The organism is Sulfurifustis variabilis, from assembly GCF_002355415.1.
GTDB classification, from domain to species: Bacteria; Pseudomonadota; Gammaproteobacteria; order Acidiferrobacterales; family Sulfurifustaceae; genus Sulfurifustis; species Sulfurifustis variabilis.
In genome coordinates this window covers 2,251,594-2,272,990 of record NZ_AP014936.1, presented here as the reverse complement: position 1 = coordinate 2,272,990, position 21,397 = coordinate 2,251,594, and the positions used below count along the sequence as shown (strand labels likewise).

The 21,397-nt window shown below is 70.0% G+C and carries 22 protein-coding genes; 15 read left to right on the top strand and 7 right to left on the bottom strand.

The features are described from left to right. Nucleotides 1-666: a response regulator gene (locus SVA_RS10770; protein WP_096461225.1), complete on the top strand. Its 666-nt coding sequence runs from the start codon at nucleotides 1-3 to the stop codon at nucleotides 664-666. Then, the gene (locus SVA_RS10765) at nucleotides 663-2,045 is read left to right on the top strand and encodes an ATP-binding protein (protein ID WP_096461224.1); all 1,383 of its coding nucleotides are present in this window, start codon (nucleotides 663-665) and stop codon (nucleotides 2,043-2,045) included. The genes SVA_RS10770 and SVA_RS10765 overlap by 4 nt, the downstream gene beginning before the upstream one ends. Here SVA_RS10765 and hypF read toward each other — a convergent pair. After that, complete coding sequence (hypF, locus tag SVA_RS10760) at nucleotides 2,038-4,326, bottom strand: carbamoyltransferase HypF (RefSeq protein ID WP_096461223.1); 2,289 nt, start codon at nucleotides 4,324-4,326, stop codon at nucleotides 2,038-2,040. The genes SVA_RS10765 and hypF overlap by 8 nt on opposite strands. Nucleotides 4,327-4,454: 128 nt before the next feature. On the opposite strand from hypF, the gene SVA_RS10755 reads away from it, so the two are divergent. The 3 genes from SVA_RS10755 to SVA_RS10745 all read left to right on the top strand — a co-directional run bounded on the left by SVA_RS10755 (nucleotide 4,455) and on the right by SVA_RS10745 (nucleotide 7,566). After that, nucleotides 4,455-5,138: a phosphatase PAP2 family protein gene (locus SVA_RS10755; RefSeq protein ID WP_169924058.1), complete on the top strand. Its 684-nt coding sequence runs from the start codon at nucleotides 4,455-4,457 to the stop codon at nucleotides 5,136-5,138. Between the two features lie 95 nt (nucleotides 5,139-5,233). Then, entirely contained in the window at nucleotides 5,234-5,599 is a 366-nt protein-coding gene (locus SVA_RS10750) for a diacylglycerol kinase (protein ID WP_269456910.1), read from the top strand. Beyond that, a complete protein-coding gene (locus SVA_RS10745; RefSeq protein ID WP_096461221.1) occupies nucleotides 5,590-7,566 on the top strand; it encodes an LTA synthase family protein in 1,977 nt (658 codons plus the stop codon). The genes SVA_RS10750 and SVA_RS10745 overlap by 10 nt, the downstream gene beginning before the upstream one ends. A gap of 35 nt (nucleotides 7,567-7,601) precedes the next feature. Here SVA_RS10745 and SVA_RS10740 read toward each other — a convergent pair whose 3' ends face one another. The 6 genes from SVA_RS10740 to SVA_RS10715 all read right to left on the bottom strand — a co-directional run bounded on the left by SVA_RS10740 (nucleotide 7,602) and on the right by SVA_RS10715 (nucleotide 11,147). Beyond that, entirely contained in the window at nucleotides 7,602-7,967 is a 366-nt protein-coding gene (locus SVA_RS10740; protein WP_096461220.1) for an SPW repeat protein, read from the bottom strand. Nucleotides 7,968-8,085: 118 nt separating this feature from the next. After that, complete coding sequence (locus SVA_RS10735) at nucleotides 8,086-8,439, bottom strand: SPW repeat protein (RefSeq protein WP_096461219.1); 354 nt, start codon at nucleotides 8,437-8,439, stop codon at nucleotides 8,086-8,088. Between the two features lie 95 nt (nucleotides 8,440-8,534). Continuing rightward, nucleotides 8,535-9,656 carry a hydrogenase formation protein HypD gene (gene hypD, locus SVA_RS10730; protein ID WP_096461218.1) on the bottom strand — a complete coding sequence of 374 codons (1,122 nt, stop codon included), beginning with the start codon at nucleotides 9,654-9,656 and terminating at the stop codon, nucleotides 8,535-8,537. Between the two features lie 3 nt (nucleotides 9,657-9,659). Further along, the gene (gene hypB, locus SVA_RS10725; RefSeq protein ID WP_096461217.1) at nucleotides 9,660-10,463 is read right to left on the bottom strand and encodes a hydrogenase nickel incorporation protein HypB; all 804 of its coding nucleotides are present in this window, start codon (nucleotides 10,461-10,463) and stop codon (nucleotides 9,660-9,662) included. Between the two features lie 77 nt (nucleotides 10,464-10,540). Further along, on the bottom strand, nucleotides 10,541-10,912 hold the full coding sequence (locus tag SVA_RS10720) for a hydrogenase maturation nickel metallochaperone HypA/HybF (protein WP_096461216.1): 372 nt from the start codon (nucleotides 10,910-10,912) through the stop codon (nucleotides 10,541-10,543). After that, nucleotides 10,905-11,147: a HypC/HybG/HupF family hydrogenase formation chaperone gene (locus tag SVA_RS10715; protein ID WP_096461215.1), complete on the bottom strand. Its 243-nt coding sequence runs from the start codon at nucleotides 11,145-11,147 to the stop codon at nucleotides 10,905-10,907. Before SVA_RS10715 ends, SVA_RS10720 begins: the two co-directional genes overlap by 8 nt. A gap of 342 nt (nucleotides 11,148-11,489) precedes the next feature. Between SVA_RS10715 and SVA_RS10710 the strand changes: the two genes are divergently transcribed. From SVA_RS10710 to SVA_RS10665, 10 genes are all read left to right on the top strand, one after another. After that, nucleotides 11,490-11,969: a HyaD/HybD family hydrogenase maturation endopeptidase gene (locus SVA_RS10710; RefSeq protein ID WP_096461214.1), complete on the top strand. Its 480-nt coding sequence runs from the start codon at nucleotides 11,490-11,492 to the stop codon at nucleotides 11,967-11,969. Continuing rightward, on the top strand, nucleotides 11,956-12,402 hold the full coding sequence (locus SVA_RS10705; protein ID WP_096461213.1) for a hydrogenase expression/formation protein: 447 nt from the start codon (nucleotides 11,956-11,958) through the stop codon (nucleotides 12,400-12,402). Before SVA_RS10710 ends, SVA_RS10705 begins: the two co-directional genes overlap by 14 nt. After that, a complete protein-coding gene (locus SVA_RS10700; protein ID WP_096461212.1) occupies nucleotides 12,392-13,447 on the top strand; it encodes a hydrogenase small subunit in 1,056 nt (351 codons plus the stop codon). The genes SVA_RS10705 and SVA_RS10700 overlap by 11 nt, the downstream gene beginning before the upstream one ends. A gap of 1 nt (nucleotide 13,448) precedes the next feature. After that, nucleotides 13,449-14,108, top strand: a complete 660-nt coding sequence (locus SVA_RS10695) for a nitrate reductase (RefSeq protein WP_096461211.1) — start codon at nucleotides 13,449-13,451, stop codon at nucleotides 14,106-14,108. Continuing rightward, the gene (locus SVA_RS10690) at nucleotides 14,105-15,457 is read left to right on the top strand and encodes a (Fe-S)-binding protein (RefSeq protein ID WP_096461210.1); all 1,353 of its coding nucleotides are present in this window, start codon (nucleotides 14,105-14,107) and stop codon (nucleotides 15,455-15,457) included. The genes SVA_RS10695 and SVA_RS10690 overlap by 4 nt, the downstream gene beginning before the upstream one ends. A gap of 90 nt (nucleotides 15,458-15,547) precedes the next feature. After that, nucleotides 15,548-17,320: a nickel-dependent hydrogenase large subunit gene (locus SVA_RS10685; RefSeq protein ID WP_096461209.1), complete on the top strand. Its 1,773-nt coding sequence runs from the start codon at nucleotides 15,548-15,550 to the stop codon at nucleotides 17,318-17,320. 111 nt (nucleotides 17,321-17,431) lie between these two features. Beyond that, nucleotides 17,432-18,016, top strand: coding sequence for a HupE/UreJ family protein (locus SVA_RS10680; protein ID WP_096461208.1), 585 nt, complete (start codon nucleotides 17,432-17,434; stop codon nucleotides 18,014-18,016). Nucleotides 18,017-18,029: 13 nt separating this feature from the next. Continuing rightward, nucleotides 18,030-18,350, top strand: a complete 321-nt coding sequence (locus SVA_RS10675; protein ID WP_096462917.1) for an ATPase — start codon at nucleotides 18,030-18,032, stop codon at nucleotides 18,348-18,350. Nucleotide 18,351: 1 nt separating this feature from the next. Then, nucleotides 18,352-19,377 carry a V-type ATPase subunit gene (locus SVA_RS10670; RefSeq protein WP_096461207.1) on the top strand — a complete coding sequence of 342 codons (1,026 nt, stop codon included), beginning with the start codon at nucleotides 18,352-18,354 and terminating at the stop codon, nucleotides 19,375-19,377. Between the two features lie 91 nt (nucleotides 19,378-19,468). Continuing rightward, nucleotides 19,469-21,361, top strand: coding sequence for a V-type ATP synthase subunit I (locus tag SVA_RS10665; protein ID WP_096461206.1), 1,893 nt, complete (start codon nucleotides 19,469-19,471; stop codon nucleotides 21,359-21,361). Nucleotides 21,362-21,397 lie beyond the last annotated feature (36 nt).

Genomic DNA, 21,397 nt, shown 5'->3' with positions numbered 1-21,397 from the left:
ATGCGCCTCCTGCTGGTCGAAGACGATGAACTGCTCGGCGACGCGATCCGCGTCGCCCTTGCGCACGATCACTACGTCGTGGAATGGGCGCGTGACGGGCTCGCCGCCGAGCGGGCGCTGCGCGGGGATGCGTTCGATCTCGTGCTGCTCGACCTGCAGATTCCCGGCCGCGCGGGTCTCGATATCCTGAAGTCCCTGCGCGCCGCCGGCAACGCGGTGCCGGTCCTCATCCTCACCGCCCGCGACACCGTGCGCGACCGCGTCATCGGCCTCGACGCCGGCGCCGACGACTACCTCGTGAAGCCGTTCGACCTGGACGAGTTGCACGCCCGGGTACGCGCGCTGATGCGCCGGGGAAGCGGCCGCGCGAGCGCCGCGCTGGAGCACGGAGACATCCGTCTCGACCCGGAGGCGCACACCGTCGCGCAGCGCGGCGAGCCGGTCGAGCTTTCGCCGCGCGAGTTCGCGCTGCTCAGGCTGCTGCTCGAGAACGCCGGCCGGGTGCTGTCGCGCGGCCGTCTGGAAGAGGCGCTCTACGGCGGCGAGGCGGACGTCGGCAGCAACGCCGTCGAGGTGCACGTGCATCACCTGCGGCGCAAGCTCGGCGCCGATCTCATTCACACGGTCCGCGGCGTGGGCTACCTCGTGAAGAAGGCCGGGGCGTGATCTCGCTGCGGCGGCGCCTGCTCGTCATCCTGCTCGCGCTCTTCGCGACCGCCTGGGTCGTGCTCGCCGCCTTCTCGTATCGCAACGCGCGCCACGAGATCGAGGAACTGTTCGACGCGGAGCTGGCGCAGTCGGCGCGGGTGCTGCTCGCGCTCACTCAGCACGAGCTCGACGAACCGGGAGAGATGGACGTCGGAGCCGAGCTCGGCGCGATTCCGGCGGACGGCGTCGTCGGCCACCGGTACGAGAAGAAGATCGCCTTTCAGGTCTGGCTCGGGGACCGCCTGCTGCTGCGGTCGCCGAGCGCCCCGGAGACGCCGCTCGCGCAGGCTCCAGGCTTCGGCGACCGTACGATCGGCGGCAATCCGTGGCGCGTGTTCGCCCTGCACGGCGATCGCGAGGAGGTCCGCGTCGAAGTCGGCGAGCGCGAGGACGTTCGCAACGAGCTCGTGCGCGACATCGTGCGCGATCTGCTGTGGCCGTTCCTGCTGACGCTGCCGGTCCTCGCCCTGCTGATCTGGACCGGAGTGGGACGGGGCCTTGCGCCGCTCAAGCGCACCGCGACGGAGATCGGCCGGCGCTCGCCGCATCAGCTCGATCCGCTTCCGCTCGGAGGCGCCCCGACCGAGCTTCGCCCGGTCGTCGATTCGCTGAACAAGCTGCTCGCCCGGCTGGACGACGCGCTCGAGAGCGAGCGCCGCTTCACCGCGAACGCCTCGCACGAGCTGCGCACGCCGCTCGCCGGACTGAAGGCGCAGGCGCAGGTCGCCGCGCGCACGGCGAGCGACGCCGAGCGGACGCAGGCGCTCGCGCAGCTCGTGCGCGGTGTCGACCGCGCGACCCGTCTCGTCGAGCAGATGCTGACGCTCGCGCGCCTCGATCCCGGCGAGGCGGCCACGCGGTACGAGCTCGTGAAGCTGGCGCCGCTGCTGGGCGAGGTCCTCGCCGAGTACGGGGCAACCGCGCTCGACAAGGGCATCGAGCTCGGACTGGCGGAAGGCGCGGAGGGCACGGTCCTCGCCGACCGCGCGGCGCTCGAGATCATGCTTCGCAACCTGATCGACAATGCGATCCGGTACACGCCGGGGCCCGGGCACGTCGAGGTGGGGGCGCACGGGCGCGGGCACGAGGTCGTGCTCTGGGTCGCGGACACGGGGCCGGGCATCCCCGCGGCCGAGCGGGCGCGCGTGTTCGACCGGTTCTACCGGGTGGGGGGCACGGACGCGGCGGGTTGCGGCCTGGGGCTGTCGATCGTGCGGCGCATCGCCCTGCTGCACGGCGCGCAGGTCGAGCTCGGCGAGACATCGGCGGCGGGCGGGTTGCGCGTCGAGGTCCGTTTCCCCGGAAGCGGCGGCAGAACGGCGCAGTCGTTCAACTGAACCGCTGGTCAGCGGCCTCGATCACCTGCCCGTAACACAGGCCTCCGTCGTTGCACGGCGTGCGCTCGGGCAGGTGCGCGTCGAAGCCATGCGCCTCCAGTGCCCGGGCCGCGAGCTCGGCGAGGCGGCGGTTCTGGAACACGCCCCCGGTCAGGCCGACCGCGAAATTTCCGTGCTCCTCGCGCACGCGCAGCGCCTGATCGACGAGCGCCCGTGCCAGGCTGGCGTGAAACCGGCCGGCACGCTCCGCGACCGGACGGGTCGCGTCGAGCAGCATCGGGACCAGGGCGGCCCAGTCGGTGCGCGGCAGTCCGTCCGCGTCGCGGATCAGCGGCAGGGGCAGCGCGTCCGCGTCGGTCGCGGCCGCCTCGAGCATCATCGGTCCCTGGCCCTCGAAGCTCGATCGCAGATTGAGCCCGGTGAACGCGGCCGCGGCGTCGAACAGCCGTCCGACGGCGCTCGTGGACGGCGTGTTCAGTCCCTTGCACCAGGCGGCGTGCAGCAGCCCCGCGTCTTCCGGCAGCGCCGGCCACTCCGCCCCGGTTTCCCAGGAGAGCGCCGCGGCAGAGCGCCACGGTTCCCGTCCGGCCTTCTCGCCGCCCGGCAGGCGAAACGGGCGAAAGCTCGCCACTCGTCGCCATCGTCCCGGAGCGCCGAGCAGGGCCTCGCCGCCCCACAGCGTCCCGTCTTCACCGTAGCCGACCCCGTCCCAGGTGAAGACGAGCCAGCGGGCGACGCGGGGGTGCTCCGCGGCGAGCGCAGCGGCGTGGGCGCGGTGATGGAACACGGCGACGGCCGGCAGTCCCGATCGCCTGGCCCAGCGCGTGCTCGCATAATAAGGATGCGCGTCGTGGACGACGCGTTCCGCCCGCACGCCGTACAGCGCCTGCAGGTCGGCGAGGACCTGCTCGAACACGGCGAGGCTGCGCGGCGTGCCGAGGTCCCCGATGTGCGGAGAAACGACGACGCGCTCGTCCCAGGCGAGCGCGACGGCGTTCTTCATGTGACCGCCCGTCGCGAGTACCGGTCGCGCGAGTCGGAACGGCAGATCGAGCTCGAGCGGCGCGATGCCGCGCCCGAGCCGGAGCGGACGCGGCTCGCCGGCGATGACGCGATACACCGGATCGTCGGCGGGGCGGACGATGTCGCGATCGTGATGCAGGAATCCGTCGGCGACGTGCGCCAGGCGCGACTCCACGTCGCGCGAATCGGTGAGCACCGGCTCGCCGCTCACGTTGGCCGACGTGGCGACGAGCGGTTCGCCGAAATCCTGAAGCAGCAGGTGATGCAGCGGGCTGTAGGGCAGAAACGCGCCGATCTCCGCGAGACCCGGCGCGATGGCGTCGGCGAGCCCGAGGTCCGGCCGCTTCCGCACGAGCACGATCGGCCGCATGGGCGCGCCGAGAAGGGCGAGCTCCGCGGGCTCGGGCCGCGTGCAGCGGCGCAGGGCGTCGAGGCCGTCTGCGCCGGCGGGCGGGAACATCACGGCGAGCGGCTTGTGGGGGCGCGGCTTCCGGCGCCGCAGGCGCGCCACGGCCTGCTCGCTGCGCGCGTCGCACATCAGGTGGTATCCGCCGACACCCTTCACCGCCAGGATCCGTCCGTCCTGCAGGGCGCGGAGCGCCGCGTCGAACGCGGCGCCCGGCTCGTCGATCGAGGAATCCGCTCCGCTTTCACGAAACCGGAGCCGCGGTCCGCACGTCGGGCAGGCCACCGGTTCCGCGTGGAAGCGCCGATCCAACGGGTCCTCGTACTCGCGCCGGCATTCCGGGCAGAGGGCGAAGCCGGCCATGCTCGTGTTCGGCCGGTCGTAAGGAAGCCGTGCGATCAGCGTGTAGCGCGGACCGCATTGCGTGCAGTTGATGAAGGGGTAGCGGTAGCGCCGGTCGTTCGGGTCGCGCATCTCGCGCACGCAGTCGGGGCACGCGTAATAGTCGGGCGGAACGTGGACGGCGGCCGCGCCGCGCGCCTCGCTGGCGCGGATCTCGAAGTCCACGAGCGCGCCGGCGTCGATCGGCTCCATCCGGACGACGCGCGGCCGGGCGAGCGGCGGCGCTTCGGCGAGGAGGGCGCGCGCGAAGGCGTCGAGGCGCGGCCCCGTTCCCTGTCCCACGATCTCCACCTGACCCATGCGGTTCTGCACCCAGCCCGTCAACTCGTGCGCGCGGGCGAGCCGGTGGACGAAGGGCCGGAAGCCGACGCCCTGCACGCGCCCGGCGACCAGCCAGCGCCGCGTCTCGGTGACGCCCGGCGTCGGGAGTGAAGGCGGAGGCTCTCTCATCGGCCCATCTTTGCCGCCGTGCCGGCGATCGTCAAATGCCGCGGTTGCACCGGTCCGCGAAGCCGCTAGAATGCCGCGCCACCTTGAATGCCCCGCGCGCCATCCCTGCTTCCTCCGCTCCTGCCGGGATGCTGCGGTTCTACGGATGGCACGCCGGGTTTCCGCTCCTGCTCGGGCTGCTGCTCCTGCTCGTGTTCGAGACGACGGCGCTCGACCGGATCGTCAGCGACGTGTTCTACGACCCGGTAGCGGGGGCGTTCCCGCTGCGGCGCGACTGGTTTCTCGAGCGGATCGTCCATCGCGGCGGCAAGTACCTCGTCGTGGCGGTCGCCCTCGCGGCGCTCGCGGTCGTCGTCCTGTCCTGCGTTCGTGCCGGCGCCCGCCCGCTGCGGCGCCCCGCGCTCTATGTCGTGCTCTGTCTCGCGCTCGGGCCGGGGCTCGTGGCGGGGCTCAAGACGGTGACGAACAAGCACTGCCCGTACGATCTCGCGGTGTACGGCGGGTTCGCCGAGTACACGCGCCTGCTCGATGCCGCGCCGCCCGGAGAGCGGCCGGGGCGCTGCTTCCCCGGCGGGCACGCCTCCGGCGGCTTTGCCCTGATGGCGTTCTATTTCGTGTGGCGGCGGCGCCGCGCGTCTTGGGCGGCGACCGCCCTGGTCGGCGGTTTCGCCTACGGCTTCACGATCGGGTTCGGCCGGGTGATGCAGGGCGCGCATTTCCTGTCGCACAATCTCTGGGCCGCGCTCGTCTGCTGGTTCGTCGCCCTCATCCTCTGGCGGCTCATGCTGTACGACAACAGTGGCTCCTCTTAAGTCGCCCTTAAGCCCGTTCTCCTATAGTTAATGTCGGCAGCCGCCGACGCGCCGAGGCGCCCGGTCGCCCGGACCCTTTCAACGACGGAAGAGTGATGATGCCGATCAAGGAATCGCACGGAGCGGTGCGCGTGTGGCGAGCCATCGGGTATTCGCTCGCGGGCCTGCGCGCCGCGGTCTCGCACGAGGCGGCATTCCGCCAGGAGCTCGCGCTCGCCGCGGTGCTCGTGCCGGCCGCGTTTTTCGCTTCGCCCGACCGGATCGAGCGCGCGCTCCTCATCGGCGCCGTGCTCCTCGTGCTGGTGGTGGAGCTGCTCAACTCCGCCCTCGAGGCCGCGGTCGACCGCATCTCGATGGAGCGCCACGACCTCGCCCGCCGCGCGAAGGACATCGGAAGCGCCGCGGTGTTCCTGTCGATCGTCAACGCAGTCATCGTCTGGGTGCTCGTGCTGTGGCGCTGACGATCGCAGGTTTCGGCGCCTCGGTACGGCGCGCCTTCCGTGCTCGCTACTTCCCCCTGGCCGTGCTGGCCGCGCTGTTTCTCGCCGTTTCCGCGTTCACGCGCCTGGTGCTCTATGCGGTGCACGCCGGCGAGCTCGCGCGCCCGGCGCGCGAGCTGCCCGCCGTCCTCGGGTTCGGCGCGCTGTACGACGTGGTCGCCGGGCTCTACCTGTTCGCGCCCTACGCGCTGTACCTGTTCCTGCTGCCGGAGCGCCTCCACCGCTCGCAGCCCCATCGCGTGATGCTGTCGATCGCCACCGCGCTCGCCGTCTTCGGCCTGCTGTACCTCGGCCCGGTCGAGTTCTTCTTCTTCGACGAATTCAACGCGCGCTTCAACTTCGTCGCGGTAAGCTACCTGCTGTACCCCCACGAGGTGTTCGTGAACATCTGGGAGTCGTACCCGGTGGGCCGCGTGCTCGCCGTCGTCGCGCTGGCGACGCTGGCGCTGCTCGCGGCGGCAGGCCGGCCGTTGTGGCGCTCCTTCGACCGCCCGACCCGGTGGCGCGAAAGGGCGGCGGCCTTCGGGCTGATGGCGGCCGTGGGCACGGCGGGCTACGGCCTCGTCGACGTCAATACCGGCCGGCACTCGACCGACCGGATCGCCAACGAGCTGTCGCAGAACGGCGTGTACGCGTTCTTCCATGCGCTGCTGCACAACGATCTCGACTACAACCAGTACTACGTCACGGTGCGCGACGACGAGGCCGTCGCCCGGGCACGTCGCCTCGTGGCCCAGCCGAACAGTCGGTTCATCCGCGACGCCGCCAACCCGCTCGCGCGGCGAGTGCACAACCGGGGCCCCGAGAAGCGGCTCAACGTCGTCGTCGTCGTGGAAGAGTCGCTCGGCGCGGAGTTTCTCGGCGCCTACGGCGACGGCCGCGGCCTGACGCCGAACCTCGACAGGCTGGCCAGGGACAGTCTCACGTTCACGCGCGTCTACGCCACCGGCACGCGCACCGTGCGCGGGCTCGAAGCCATCACCGCGTCGTTCCCTCCGATCCCGGGAGAGTCGATCATCAAGCGGCGCGGCGAGCACCCGGTGTACACCTGGGGCGAGGTGATGCGCCGTCACGGCTACACGCCTTTGTTCGTGTATGGCGGGTACGGCAGCTTCGACGGAATGAATGCGTTCTACGGCCGCAACGGCTACGAGGTCCACGACCGCACGGACATGCCGGAGCCGGCCTTCGCGAACATCTGGGGCGTGAGCGACGAGGATTTGTTCCGCTATGCCATCCGGATGTTCGACGGGAAGCACGCGCGCGGCGAGCCTTTCTTCGCCGTCGTGCTCACGACGTCGAACCACAAGCCTTTCACGTTCCCGGACGGGGTGCCGGGCGTTCCGGCGACCGGAGGCGGGCGCAAGGCGGGCGTCCGCTACGCCGACCACGCCATCGGCAAACTCTTCGAAGCGATCCGCGAACGCCCGTACTTCGACGAAACGCTGTTCGTGATAGTCGGGGACCACGGCGCGCGCGTCTACGGCCGCGAGGACATCCCGGTGCCGAGCTACGAGCTGCCCCTGCTGGTGTACGCACCCCGGCATGTCCCCGCACGGAAGGTCGACGTGCTCATGAGCCAGACGGACATCGCGCCGACCGTCCTCGGGCTGCTGGGCTTCTCGTACGACAGCGTGTTCTTCGGGCGGGACGTCTTCGCCGCGGTCGACGACCGCTTCGTCCTGTTGTCGCACAACCGCGACGTCGCGCTCTACCGTCCCGACGAGCTCGTCGTGCTAGGCATCCAGAAAGCGACCGCGACCGCGCATTACGACCCCCGTACGCACGCGCAGACCGCCGCGGCTCCCGACGAGGAGCGCATCCGCGATGCGGCGAGCGTTTTCCAGCTCGGCTACGAACTGTACCGGAGGGGCGAGTACTTCGCCCCGGAGCCGAAGCACACAATCGCGCACGCCGGCGCCAGGTAGCGGCGCGCGCCCGCGCGTCCGCGATCCGGAGGACCTCAGCGTCCCCGCCCCGAGAGGAACCAATGGCGCGGCTGCTGGGCCGGCTGCATCCACACCGCGAGCAGGGCGTCCGCGACCACCAGGATGCCGACGATCAGGTGGTTCCAGTGCGCCGCCGCGCTTTCATGAGGCATGATGAACGGCGCGATGATGAGCCACACGCCGAGCACGAGGTTGATCCACTCGCCCCACAGCGCGGGCTTGACGATCGCCACGATCGAGAAGGCGATCAGCCCGAGACCGACCACGTAAGCGGTCCACGCCGCCTGCGGGATGTCGGTGTAGCCGAGGAAGAGCGGGGAGACGAACAGCCACACCCCGAGGGCGAGCATGAGCCAGTCCTGCCAACGCGTCGCGCGCATGATCCACCTCCGTATGGAACGATTCCCGGGTTAGACGCAGACGGCTCCCCGGGATTCACTTGCCCGGGCGCGGGACGCGCGGCGGGAACCTCCCGCCACGCGTCGACCGGCGGGCCGGCTAGTGCATCGCGGCCTTGCGGCCCGTGCGTTCCTCGAGCATGGCCGAGATCGCGTCGCCGCCGATCAGCAGGCCGATGATGACGTGGTTCCACAGGGCCACGGTCTCCGACTGAAAGCCCAGCACGAACGGCGAGACGATCAGCCAGATGCCGAGCACCAGGTTCACCCATTCCTCCCACATCTGCGGGCGCGCGAGAGCCGCGATGGCGAACGCCACGACGGCGATCCCGAGGACGTAGGAATTGAGCGACGCGGTTCCGCGCAGGTCGGCGTACTGTAGGACGAACGGCGACAGGAACAGCCAGATGCCCAGGATGAGCATTACCCAGTCTTGCCAGCGCTTTTCCTTCATGAGCCACCTCCATGGTTCGCCAGCACTCTGTTTCCTTAGACCCGGCTCGGGCGCGGGGGATTCCCGCGAGGAACCGACAACGCGAGTGGAGGAATTCAGCCGGGGACCGATGCCGTCCGGGCGGGCTCGTGCGGCTCCCGGACACCGGCGGCCCACCAGATGCGGCAGGCGCCCTCGTCGGAGACCATGCAGGGACCGATGGGATGCCGCGGCGTGCACGCCCGGCCGTAAAGGACGCACTCGTTGGGGTAGATCTTGCCGAGCACGACGCGCGCGCAGTCGCAGCCCGGCGGCATCTGGCCCGCGCGCTTGCGCGAGGGATCCTCGTAGGAGGGGAACCGCCTGCGCGCATCGTGACCCGCCAGCGTCTCCTTTATCGCGAACCCGGAGCGCGGGATGATGCCGACGCCGCGCCAGTTGGCGTCGACGACATCCAGGGTGCGGGCGAGGTGCGCGCGCGCCGTCGGGTTGCCGCCCGGTCGCACGACTTCGGGATAGCAGTTGTCGAGGAAGGGCCGGCCCTCGATCAGCTGACGCAGCGTCGAGTACATGGCGGCGAGCAGGCTCTCCGGCGTGAAGCCGGCGACCGCCGCCGGGATGCGGTGCTTCTCGACCACGAAGCGCCATTCTTCCGGCCCCATCACCGTCGAGACGTGTCCGGGCGCCACGAGCGCGTCGAAGCCGGGGGTCTCCGAGTCGAGCAGCATGGCGACCGCGGGCCAGGTGAGCCGTCCCGAGAGGAGCACCGAGAGGTTCGACGGAACGCCTTCCGCGAGCATCGCCGCGACCGGCGCCGTGGTCGTTTCGAACCCGGCTGCGAAGAACACGATCGCCCGGTCCGGATTCGCCTGCGCGAGTCGAACCGCCTCGACGGGCGAGGCGATCGGGCGGATGTCGGCGCCGGCCGCCTTCGCCTGCTCGAGCGAGCGCGGGTCCTTCTTCGGCGCGTTCACCGGGACGCGCAGCATGTCTCCGAACGCGACCAGGGTCACGTCCTCGTTCAGCGCGAGCTGGATCGCCTGGTAGACGTCCTCCTCCGGACAGACGCAGACGGGGCACCCCGGGCCGGGGATGAGCTCGATGGCGTGCGGCAGCGCGCCACGGATGCCGGCCATGGTGATCGAGCGCTCGTGCCCGCCGCACACGTTCATGATGCGCACGCGCGGCGGCAGCGGCAGACGCCTGATGCGATCGAGCCAGTCGCGCGCGCTCGCCATCGGTCAGGGCAGCATCCTGGCGCGGGGGCGGGCGTGAGGATGCGACGGCGACGCCGGCGGATGCGTCGCGAGCCGCTCCCGTTCGGCCCGGAGCTCGCCGCGCAGCCACGCGAGCCACCCCTCGAGGCCGTCGCCGGTCCTGGCCGAAATCGTCAACAGCGGAGCCCGGCTCGCGAGCGCGCGCAACGCGGCCTCGGCGCGCGCGGGTTCGAAGTCGTCGAGCACGGGCAGGAGATCGCTCTTCGTGAGGAGGGCGAGGTCGGCCCCGCGGAACATCACGGGGTACTTCGCGGGCTTGTCGTCGCCCTCGGTGGCCGACAACAGGACGACGTTGCGGTGCTGGCCCAGATCGAAGCTCGCGGGGCACACGAGATTGCCCACGTTCTCGATGAAAACGAGATCCACGCCGTCGAGGGGCAGGCGGTGAAGCGCGTCGTGCACCATGTGCGCGTCGAGGTGGCACGCCGTGCCCGTCGTGATCTGGAGCGCCGCGACGCCCTTCGCGCGCACGCGCTCCGCGTCGTTCTCGGTCTCGAGATCGCCCTCGATGACGGCGATGCGCAGCTCGTCGCGCAACGCATCGATCGTCGCCTCGAGGAGCCGCGTCTTGCCCGCCCCGGGCGAGGACATCAGGTTGACGGCAAGCACGCCATGGGCGTCGAAGTGCGTGCGGTTGTGCCTGGCCTGGAGATCGTTCTCCGAGAGCAGGCCCCTGAGCACGGAGACGGCGGTCACGCCCTCCGGTTGCGGCGCGTGCGCCAGGTGGGCGTTGCCGGGGGTCACGTTGCAGCCGCAGGTGTCACACATCTGAACTCCGGTGACCAGTGATAAGTGATAAGTGACTAGTTGATGTTGCGCGCTGCGCGCGCTCCTCCACTCATCACTTATCGCTTTGCACTCATCACTTCTTCTTCTCGCACGAGCTCCACGCTCACGAGCAGCAGCTCGTCGCCCGCCGTGAGCGTCGTACGGTAGTCGCCGCACGCGCCGCAGAGCAGGCGGTTGGCGGCGGCCTCGGTCTCGGCGCCGCAGCGCTCGCAGCGCACGCGCACCGGCGCGGGTTCGACCACGAGGTCCGCCTCGGCGGCGACCGTGCCGGCCCGCGCGAGCGGGAAGGCCTGCGCGAGCAGGGCGGGCTCGACGCCCGAGAGCGGGCCGACGCGCACCACGATCCGGCTCGCCGCGCGCGCGCCATGGTCTCGCGCGATCTCGCTCACCTGCGCCAGCATGCCCTGGCAGACGGAGAGCTCATGCATCGGGCGCGCGCGTCTCGGCGGCGAGCATCTCGTCGTAGACCTCCCAGGCCGAGCGTGCCTCCTGCTCCGTCATGCGCTGGATCGCGTAACCGACGTGCACCATCACGAAGTCCCCGGCCACGACCGGCTCGTGCTGCAGGAGGAAGAGGCTCACGTCGCGCTCGACGCCCTTGGCCTCGCAGCGGGCGGTGTAGCCCATGACCTCCTTCACCTGCATGGGAATTCCCAGACACATGGCCGACCCTCGCGAATCGCGCTTACCCTAGCTCCTTTACGTACGGGATGGTAGCGCCCGGACCTCGGACGCATTTTGACCTGAATCAATATGCGAGTTTGCGCCCGCCTTACGATGCCCGCATATGAACGACACCATCGACGGGAGGTATGCGGGCCGGCGCGAGGCGCTGCCTCGCGTCCGGGGCCGCCACGGGCGAGCCGCCTTCGCCCTCCGCCCTCGCCTTCCTGCCGTCGAGAATTTTTACAGTAACGGACCGCGAGGGAGTGGACCGGCGGCCGTGCCTTGTGGGAGTCTTTTCGCCCACGCGTTATGGTGGCGACACAAGGAGGCAGGGCGGCCGTGAAAACGCTCGTGCTCGGGGTGGGCAACAGTCTGCTGACCGACGAAGGGGCCGGCGTCCATGCCGTTCGCCACCTCGAAGGCCGCTGCCGAACGCGGGACGATGTCGAGCTCGTCGACGCCGGCACGCTGAGCTTCACGCTGGCGGGAACGATCGACGACTGCGGCGCCCTCATCGTCATCGACGCGGCCGAGCTCAAGGAGGCGCCCGGGACCGTGCGGCTCTTCGAGCACGAGGCGATGGACCGTTTCCTCGCGCACAATCGCAAGCTCAGCGTGCACGAGGTGAGCCTCCTCGATCTGCTCGTCATGGCGCGGCTCGCGGGCCGCTTGCCCGAGCGGCGCGCGCTTATCGGCATCCAGCCCAGGGATATCGACTGGGGCGAGCGGCCGAGCGCACCCGTGGCGGCGGCGCTGCCCGCGGCCGGCGACATCGCCCTTTCCCTCATCGATCGCTGGAGCGCGCATGAAGCTCAATGAGATCCCGGTCGCCGTCGTCCCCGCGGACGCGGCCGGCGTCCCGCTCAATGCGCCGGCGCTGCTGCACGAGATCGCCGACCTGCTCGCGCGGCTGGTCGACACCGGCGAGGCGACGAGCATCGATCTGCGCAGCCTCCCGCTCACGCCGGCGGATTACGCCTTCCTCGAGGAGGCGCTCGGGCGAGGCGAGGTGGAGGTCGAGGTCCAGGCGGCCGGGCCGACGCACGTGCACGAGACCGGCGTGAACGGCGTCTGGTGGGTCAAGCACTTCAACGCGCTCGAGGAAGTCGCGGGCGAGCTGCTCGAGATCACGTATGTGCCGGAAATCCTGAAGACGCACCCCAGCGACGCGGCGCTGGGGCTGGAGCGGCTTCGCGCCCGACTGCAGTCCACGATGACGCCAGCCGCGGAAGGAGACAGCGATGCCGGATAACCTCACGCTCGGCGACAGACTCGGGCAGCACGGGATCAGCCGTCGGACATTTCTCAAGTTCTGCGCCTCGGTCGCCTCGGCGATGGCGCTGCCGCCGGGCGTGGTGCCGGCCATGGCGGAGGCGCTCGCGAAGGCACGCCGGCCGTCGGTCGTTTATCTCTCGTTCCAGGAGTGCACCGGGTGCCTCGAGTCGCTCACCCGCGCCCACACGGCCTCGCTCGAGACCCTGATCTTCGATCTCATCTCGCTCGACTACCAGCACACCATCATGGCGCCCTCGGGCGACGCGGCCGAAGCGTCGCTCGCGCAGGCGATCAAGGAGAACGACGGCAAGTACCTGGTGCTGGTCGACGGCGCGATCCCGATGGCCGACGCCGGCTACGGGACGGTCGCGGGTCACAGCTTCGCCGACATCCTGCGCGACACCGCGAAGGGTGCGGCCGCCGTGATCTCGGTCGGCACGTGCGCGGCCTACGGCGGCCTGCCGAAGGCGAATCCGAACCCGACGGGCGCGGTCGCGGTTTCCGACATCGTGAAGGACAAGCCGATCGTGAACGTCCCCGGCTGCCCGCCGATCCCGGTGGTCCTCACCGGCGTGATTGCCCATTACCTCACCTTCGGCACCTTGCCGGAGCTCGATCACCTCAATCGTCCGAAGGTGTTTTTCGCGGACACCATCCACGACCGCTGCTACCGCCGGCCATTTTACGACCAGGGCAAGTTCGCGAAGACCTTCGACGACGAGGGCGCGCGGCGCGGCTGGTGCCTGTACGAGCTCGGCTGCAAGGGGCCGACGACGTACAACGCCTGCGCCACCGTGAAGTGGAACGGCGGCGTGAGCTTCCCGATCGAGAGCGGTCACGGCTGCATCGGCTGCTCGGAGCCGAACTTCTGGGACAAGGGGAGCTGGTACACGCCGCTCTCCGCCGGCATCTGGACCGACCGCACGACGCTCGCCGCCGCGGCGGTTGCGGGCGCGGCCGTCGGCGTGGGGGCGGCGGTCACCTCGCGCATGCGCCAGCGCAAACTCGTGGAGGGCAAGTGACATGGAGCTGCTCGACTTCGCCCGCGGCCCGGCGATGGAATGGGCCTTCGCGATCTTCATCATCGGCGTGCTCTGGCGCCTGTTCGGGATCTTCTTCCTGCACCACCGGCGGGACCTGAACGAGCCGCGCCATGGCGGCGCGGCGCCCTGGTGGGGCGCGGTCAAGACGGTGTTCTCGCGCATGTGGCCCCGCCGCGAGTTCCGCGAACGCAATACCTACAGCACCGTGCTCGGCTACGTCTCGCACATCGGGCTCGCGATCGTGGTCTTCGGCGGCGCGTTCCATCTGCTGTTCATCCGCGACCTGTTCGGCGTGAGCTGGCCGGCGCTTCCCACGGCGTTCGTGTACCTGAGCGGCGTCGTCGCGCTCGTGGCCTTCATCGCGCTGCTCGTCCGGCGGATCACGCACCCGGTCCTGCGGCTGCTGTCGAACTTCGACGACTACTTCTCCTGGTTCGTGGCGGTGGCGCCGCTCGTGACCGGGCTCATGGCGGTCGCGCACCTCGGCGCGCGCTACGAGACGCTGCTCGCGATCCATATCCTGAGCTTTCAGCTCCTGCTCGTCTGGTTCCCGTTCGGCAAGCTCATGCATGCCTTCCTGTTCGTGCCGGCCCGCGCCGTGACGGGGTACGTGTTCACCCGCCGGGGGGCCGCCACATGAGCACCGTCGACCCCGCCCTCGAGCTCGACACCGGCAAGCCGCGGCTCTCGGTAAAGGAACCGGCCGTCCGCTACGACCAGCAGGGCGAGACGCCCGAGACCGAGCGCCTGCGCGAGGCGATGCGGCATTTCGCGAAGGACTTCCACTACGGCGCCGCCGTTCACATGGACTCCTGCATCCACTGCGGGAACTGCGCGGCGGCGTGTCACTTCTACGTCACCACCGGCGAGGCGAAGTACACGCCCATCTGGAAGGTCGAGGTCTTCAAGCAGGCCTACCAGCGCGAGGCGGGACCGTTCGCGCTGTTCTACCGGCTGTTCAATCTCAAGCCGGCGGTGAGCGTCGCGCGCCTGCGCGAGTGGCAGGAGCTCATCTACGACTCGTGCACGATGTGCGGGCGCTGCACCAACGCCTGCCCGATGGGCATCGACATCGCCGCCCTCGTCGGGCAGGCGCGCCACGCGATGTTCAAGGCGGGACTCGTGCCGCACGAGCTCTGGGCGGTCGCGGAGAAGGCCGAGCGCGAGGGCAGCCCGCTCGGCGCGACGCCCAAGGTGTTCCAGGAGCGCGTCGAATGGATGGCCGACGAGCACGAGGTCGACATCCCGATGGACAAGGACGCTGCCGACGTGCTGCTCACGATGTCCTCGATCGAGATCATGAAGTACCCCGAATCGATCGCCGCCACGGCCAAGGTGATGAAGGCGGCCGGCTACTCCTACACCTTCCGCAGCGACGGCTACGAGGCGACCAACTTCGGGCTGCTCTCGGGCAACGTCGACTGGCAGCGCGACATGAGCATGAAGCTCATCAACGCCGCCATCGCCTGCCGGGCCAAGTACCTGATCCTGCCGGAATGCGGCCACGCCTACAGCGCCATGCGCTGGCAGGGCGCCAACATGTACGGTAAACCGCTGCCGTTCAAGGTGCGCCACATCACGGAGTTCATCGCCGAGCAGATCCAGAACGGACGGCTCAAGGTGAAGAAAGCAGGCGGGACCGCGACCTTCCACGATCCCTGCCAGCTCGTGCGCCGCGGCGGCGCGATCGAGGCGCCGCGCGTCGTGATGAACGCGCTCGGCCTCGATCTGCACGAAATGGATAACAGCAAGGGCCGCAACTGGTGCTGCGGCGGAGGCGGGGGCGTGATCACGATCCACCGCGCCGACGACCTGCGCTACAAGACGTTCCAGATCAAGATGAAGCAGGTGGACGAGACGGGGGCGGAGAAGCTGATCATGGCCTGCTCGAACTGCCGCCAGACCTTCGACGACGGCCAGGCGCACTTCAGGTGGGACAGGACGGCGGAGAGCCTCCTCGAGCTCGTGGCGGACAATCTGGAACAGTGAATACGGGAGATCGTGAGAGCGGGAGATCGGGAAATGGAGACCTCACGATCTCACGACCTCACGACCTCACGCAAATAAGGGCCTAGGAAAATGGCGACGCAAACGGTAGTCGTTGACCCGATCACCCGCATCGAAGGGCATCTGCGCATCGAGGCGCAGACCGACGCCGACGGCGTCATCCAGCAGGCATCGAGCGCGGGCACGATGGTGCGCGGCATCGAGATCATCCTGCGCGGACGCGACCCGCGCGACGCCTGGGCGTTCGCGCAGCGGATCTGCGGGGTGTGCACGCTGGTGCACGGCATCGCCTCCGTGCGCGCGGTCGAGGACGCGCTCAAGTACGAGATCCCGGCGAACGCGCAGCTCATCCGCAACCTCATGATCGGCGCGCAGTTCGTCCACGACCACGTGATGCACTTCTACCACCTGCATGCGCTCGACTGGGTGGACGTCGTTTCGGCGCTCAAGGCCGACCCGAAGAAGACTTCCGAGCTCGCCCAGTCCATCAGCGGCTACGCGAAGTCCTCGCCCGGGTACTTCGCCGACGTGCAGGCGAGGCTCAAGGGCTTCGTCGAGGCCGGGCAGCTCGGTATCTTCAACAACGGCTACTGGGGGCACCCGGCGTACAAGCTGCCGCCCGAGGCGAACCTGATGGCGGTGGCGCACTACCTCGAGGCGCTCGCGTGGCAGCGGGACGTCGTGCAGATCCACACGGTCTTCGGCGGCAAGAACCCGCACCCGAACTTCCTCGTCGGCGGCGCGCCGGTCGGGATCGCGATCGATTCCGAGCACCCGGGCAAAGGCCGCGGGCCGCTGTACCGCGGCGGGAGCGGGGCGACCGCCGTGAGCATGGTCGGCCTCGAGCGGGTCCGCAACGTGATCCAGTCCATGCGCGCCTTCGTCGATCAGGTCTACGTGCCCGACACGCTCGCCATCGCCTCCTTCTACAAGGACTGGGGCCGGCAGGGCGAGGGTATCGGCAACTTCCTCACCTACGGCGACTTTCCGGCGAACGGGATGGGCGACGTGGCAAGCTTCCTGGTCCCGCGCGGCGTGATCCTGAACCGCGATCTTTCGCGCGTCGAGCCGATCGATCTCAATGCCGAGGACCAGATCCAGGAGTTCGTCGCGCACTCCTGGTACGAGTACAGCGGGGGCAAGGACAAGGGTCTGCACCCGTACGACGGGGAGACGACGTTCGCCTACACCGGTCCCAAGCCGCCGTACAAGAACCTCGAGACGGACAAGAGCTACTCGTGGCTCAAGTCGCCCCGCTGGCGCGGCAAGGCGGTGGAAGTCGGGCCGCTCGCGCGGGTGCTCATGCTCTATGCGACCGGCAACGCCCAGGCGAAAGAGCTCGTGGACATGGCGCTGAAGCGCCTCGACCTGCCGGTGCAGGCGCTCTACTCGACGCTCGGGCGCACCGCCGCGCGTACGCTCGAGACCAAGATCTTCGTGGACGCGATGGAAGGCTGGTACAACCAGTTGATCGCGAACATCAAGGGCGGCGACCTGCGAACCTTCAACGAGAAGCTCTGGGAACCGGAGAGCTGGCCGAGGGAAGCGAGGGGCGTGGGTTATACCGAGGCACCCCGCGGCGCGCTCGCGCACTGGATCGTCATCAAGGACGGCAAGATCGCCAACTACCAGGCAGTCGTGCCGAGCACCTGGAACGCCGGCCCGCGCGACGCGCAGGGCCAGGACGGCCCGTACGAGGCGGCGCTCAAGGGCACGCGCCTGCACGACCCCAAACAGCCGATCGAGATCCTGCGCACGATCCACAGCTTCGATCCCTGCATCGCCTGCGCGGTGCACGTGACCGATCCCGCGGGCGAGGAGCTGATCAAGGTGAAGGTGAGGTAGAACAGTGATAAGTGAAAAGTGACGAGTGATCGGTTGATGAGCGCGCGAAGCGCGCACCGGAGAACGTGAACTCATGACTGTGCGCGCAGAACTCGCGAGAGAGAGGCATTCATGCGCTTTTGGAAAGCGGTAGGGATCGCATCGACGATGCTGGCGGCGGCAGGGCCGGCCCACGCCCACACCTTCGGCGCGAGTGGCGCGGGTTTCGCCGCCGGTCTTGCGCACCCGTTCCTCGGGCTCGACCACCTGCTCGCGATGCTCGCCGTGGGGCTGTGGGCCGCGCAGCAGCAGGGGCGCATGCGGCTCGCGGTGCCGGCCACGTTCGTGGCCGCGATGGCGCTCGGCGCGCTGGCCGCCGTCGGGGGCCTCGGCGCGTACGGCATCGAAAGCGGGATCGCGGCGTCGGTCCTCGTCCTCGGGCTGCTGGTCGCGGCCCGCGCCCGGCTGCCGGTGCCGGTCGGGCTCGCGCTCGTCGCCGCCTTCGCCGTCTTCCACGGGCACGCGCACGGCGCGGAGCTGCCGCAGGCCGCGTCGGTCGCCCGCTACGGTCTCGGCGTGGTGCTGGCCACGGTCGCGCTGCACGGTTCCGGATGGCTGCTCGGCGACCGGCTGCGCGAGCGCCTCGGCGAGGCATGGCTGCGCGCGGGCGGCGGTATGATCGCCGCGACGGGAACGTGGGCCTGGCTCGCGGGCTGAAACGATGGCCGGGATGGAAGACGAGCTCCAGCGCCTGCTCGACGCCGAGCTGCAGGCGGAAGCGCTGGTCAAGGAGGCGGAGCTCGAGCGGGAGCACATGATCCGCCAGGCGCTCGAGGACGCGCGGACCGCGGAGGCGCAGTTCGAGGCGCGATTGCCGGAGCTGCGCAACTCCTTTCTCGAAAAGGCGGAGGAGCGCGCCGTGCAGGCGGTCGCAGAGCAGGCGCGGCGCTATGAGGAACGCCGCGCGCAACTGACGCGGCTCGGGCGCGACCGCGAGGAGGAGGCGATCCAGGCGGCGATCCGGGTGCTCACCGACCCGGACCGGCTCTGACGTGGGCGCGGTCGCGCGCTACGCCTACCTGCACTCGCGCGTCTCGGCGCTGAGCGAGCGACTGCTCTCGGACCCCGACGTCGAAGCGCTCATCGCCGTTCCTCCCGGGCAGGAGGGGGAGATCCTGGCGCTCAAGGGCATGCAGGCGATGGCGGCGGGCGGGACGCCGCCGTCGCTGGAGCAGCGCCTCATTGTCGTGCTGGTCGCGGACTTCGCCGTGCTCGCGCGCGCCCTCGCCGGTCGTCCGCGCGATTTCCTGGTCTACTGGGCGTACCGCTTCGAGCTATCGAACCTGAAGACGATCCTGCGGGGCAGGATGACCGGACAGCCGACCGAGGCCATCCGGCAGGAGCTGGTCGAGGCGCCCTTCGCACGCCTGCCGATCGACGAGCTCCTGCGCACCGAGGACGTCGCGGAACTGCTGCGCCGGCTGGAGAGCACGCCGTTCCACGACATCGCGCGCGAAGCGCGACGGATCTACGAGGAGCGCCACGACCTGTTCGCCCTCGACAGCGCGGTCGACCGGCGCTACTTCGCCGGCCTTTCGAGGGAGGCGCGCGCCGCCGAGGGGCGCGAGGGCAATGCGCTCAAGGCGCTCGTGGGCGACATCGTCGACCGCCTGAACCTCCTCTGGCTGCTGCGATTCCGTTTCGCGTACGGCCTGCCGGCGGCCGAGACCTATTACCTTCTGATCCCGGCGACGTACCGGCTATCCGCGCGCACGCTCGCGGACCTCGCGCAGCTCGGGAGCATGGAGGAGGTGCTCGCGCGCCTGCCCGAGCCTTTGGCGGCGCTGCTGGCCGGGAGCCGGGACGTGCCGGAGACGACGCGCAGGCTGGAGCGTCACGCCTGGGCCCATGCCGAACGGGTGTTGCGCTACAGCAGCTTCAACCTCGCGCGTGTGTTCGCGTACCTCGTGCTGCGGGAACGCGATCTCCGCCGGGTGCGGGCCGTTCTCAAGGGCAAGCAGCTTCGCATGCCGCCCGGCATCGTGAGGACGGCGGCCGCGCTGGGAGGGCCGGGCTAGGTGACCGGCGAGAAGCGGCAAGTGGCGAGTCCCGGGCGCGCCCGTCGCGCGCGCGACGCTCATCGTTCATCGCTCCGGGCGGGGTGCTGAGATGTTCAAGCCGTTGCCCATGCAGCGCATCGCGCTCCAGGTGCTGAACGAGGACGCGCCGCTCGCCGCGCTCGTGCTCGCGCGGGCCGGTGTCTTCAACCCGGAGACGACCCGGGCGTACGCCGAGCGGCTCCCGGAATTTCCCGGCGAGCGCTATCGCGAGGTCTACCGGAGCGCCCGCGCGCGGCTCGACAAGATCCTGGCTCATTGCGGGCTCCCCGGGAACGCGGGCGCGCCCGGCGGGCTGCGCCCGGTGACGATCGACGAGCTCGAACGGCTCGACGCGTGGCTCGGCGACGTCTGGGCGGAGTGCTCGCGCGCGCAGGAGGCCCTGCGCCGGCTGGACGAGGAGCGCCGGCACGTCGAGCAGCTGCTGAGGACGCTGGACAATTTCACCGCGCTCGACATCGATCTGGGCCGGCTTTCCGCGCGCAAGCGTTTTCTCGACGTGCACATCGGCACCGTCCCGGCCGTCAATGTCGGCCGTCTGCGGGAGGCGGCGGCGCTCGCCGGTTACGTGATCTCGCCGTACCTCGTCGCCGACGGCCTGACGCACGCGGTGGTGGCCGGCCCGACCGGCAGGGAAACCGAGTTGTCGGGGGTGCTGAATGCGGCCGGCTGGCGGGCGGTGGCGATCCCGCCGGAGCTGCACGACCGCCCCGACAAGGTGCGGCGCGAGCTCCGCGAGCGGCTCGCGCGGGCGGAGGCCGGGAACGCCGCGCAGTGCGGGCGGGTCGAGAGCCTGCAGCGCGAACACCGAGCCCGGCTGGCGGTGGCCGCGGACACGCTTTCGCGCGCCGCGCCGTACGCCGAGCTCGAGGACGCGCTGCGCGCCCGCGGCGGGCTGGCGCTGATCGGCGGTTGGATTCCGAAGCGCGATCTCCGCGACGTGAAACGCGCGCTCGACAGGTCGTTCGGGCGCCCCTACGTGCTCACCGCGCGGGATCCGTTGCCCGCGGAGCGGGGCGAGGTGCCTTCGGCGATGCGGCACTCCTGGCTCGTGCGGCCGTTCGCGTCCCTGGTGAAGAACTACGGCGTGCCGCGCTACGGCGAGTTCGACCCGACACTGCTTTTCGCGGCGAGCTTCGTGCTCATGTTCGGAATGATGTTCGGCGATGTCGGGCAGGGCGCGGTCATCGCCGCGGCCGGGCTCCTCTTTCGCCGGAAGCTCGGATCGTTCGCGGTCTTCTTCGTGGCGGCCGGGCTCGCGGCCGTCGTGTTCGGCTTCCTGTACGGCAGCGTCTTCGGCTACGAGGAGCTGATTCACCCGGTCTGGATCGCCCCGATGTCCGATCCGATGCGCATGCTCGGCGTCGCCCTCGCGTGGGGCATCGGGTTCATCCTGCTGGCCACCGGCCTGACCGTCTACAACCGCCTGATCGACGGCCGGTGGGGCGAGGCGCTGTTCGACGGAAAGGGCGTGGCGGGAATGCTCTTCTATGCCGGCGTGATTTACGCGGTGTACCGCTCGACCACGGCAGGTCGGTTCGGGGAGGCCGAGGCGGTCGCGATCGCATTGCCGTTCGCCGCGATTCTCGCTTACAAGTGGCGGCACTACCGGGCGCCGGTCGCCGAGCGCGTGCTGGTCGTGCTGATCGAGGGCTTTGAGACGGTACTGGCGTACTTCGCCAACACGCTGTCGTTCCTGCGGGTCGCGGCCTTCAGCTTGAACCACGTGGCGCTCGCGATCGCCGTCTTCACCCTGGCGGACATGATGGAGACGACCGGCCACTGGATCACGGTGGTGCTCGGCAACGCGTTCATCCTGGTGCTCGAAGGCGCCATCGTCGCGATCCAGGTGCTCCGGCTCGAGTATTACGAGGGGTTCTCGCGGTTCTACAGCGGCGACGGGCGGGAGTTCCGGCCGCTGACGCTCAAGGTCCGGGTGACGTGAGGGGAATACCTCGGGGAGGGATCACCGTGAGGGCTG